This window comes from Mesorhizobium sp. CNPSo 4684, from assembly GCF_057784315.1.
Window position 1 is genome coordinate 1 of sequence record NZ_JBWLUX010000088.1, and the last position, 1,146, is coordinate 1,146.

The window sequence follows — 1,146 nt, forward strand, 5'->3', positions numbered from 1 at the left end:
GGGCAGGGGAATCGCAGATAAGTTGATTGGCTCTTGCCAAGTAGGAAAAGAGGGATTCTTGAGAGGCTTTCTCGCTACAGAGGAGGCCGCGGTGCCGTTGATTATGTCTATCCTGCGAGAGGTTCGAGATCCGCGCGATATCAATGCGCGGCATAATCTTGCGGAGCTTCTGTTCCTGGCGCTTGCAGCGACGCTGTGCGGTGCCAAAAGCTGTGTGGACATTGCTGAATTCGTGGAGGGGCGGGAAGACGAGCTGAAAGAGATCGTCGACCTGAAGCATGGATGTCCGAGCCACGACACCTTCAGCCGGGTGTTCCGGCTTCTTGATCCGCAGGAATTGTCGAGCGTGCTGAGCGCCTTCATGTCGGCATTGCGGCGCGAACTTGGGCTTGGCTCGCCGCGTGGCGTGGTGGCCATCGACGGCAAGGCGCTCAGGCGCGGCTATGAGAAGGGGCGTGCCTTCATGCCGCCGCTGATGGTCAGTGCCTGGGATGCCGAGACGAGGCTGGCGATTGCGGCAACGCGGGCGCTGGGCTCCGACGAGGTTGGTGCGACGCTGGCGCTGCTGAAGAGCTTGGACCTCAAGGGCTGCACGGTCACCGCCGACGCCCTGCATTGCCGTCCCGACACGGCCGAGGCGTTGATTGCGCAGAAGGCGCATTACGCTCTCGGTCTGAAGGCCAACCGTGGCCGTCTGTTTGCCGCGGCTGAGAAAAACTTTGCCGCGGCAGGCGAGATCGCCTGCTTCGAGACGCGCGATACGGCTCACGGCCGCACTGAAGTGCGTCGAGCCAGCATCTTGCCGCTTGCCAAACTCAAGGATCTGCCCGTGTTCCCCGGCCTCAAGGCCATCGGCCGCATCGAGGCCCTGCGCACGGCCGACGACAAGACGGCTACGTCGGTCCGCTACATCGTGCTCTCCAAGCTGCTGACGCCCAGGAAGCTGGCCCAGACCGTACGTGCCCACTGGACGATCGAGAACCAGTTGCACTGGAGCCTCGATGTCGTCTTCCATGAAGATGACGCCCGCACCCGAAAGGATAACGCTCCACAAAACTTGGCTGTCATCCGAAGGCTCGCGCAAAACATCTTGGCTGCCCATCCGCTCGACAAACCTATCGCCAGCAAGATGCGAAGGGCAAACTG

1 protein-coding gene is annotated in these 1,146 nt (G+C 61.7%); it reads left to right on the forward strand.

Annotation, left to right across the window (positions count from 1 at the left end):
* Nucleotides 1-1,146, forward strand: a 1,146-nt coding sequence (locus tag AC04SG_RS32790; protein ID WP_488554393.1) for an ISAs1 family transposase, incomplete at both ends; no start/stop codon positions are given.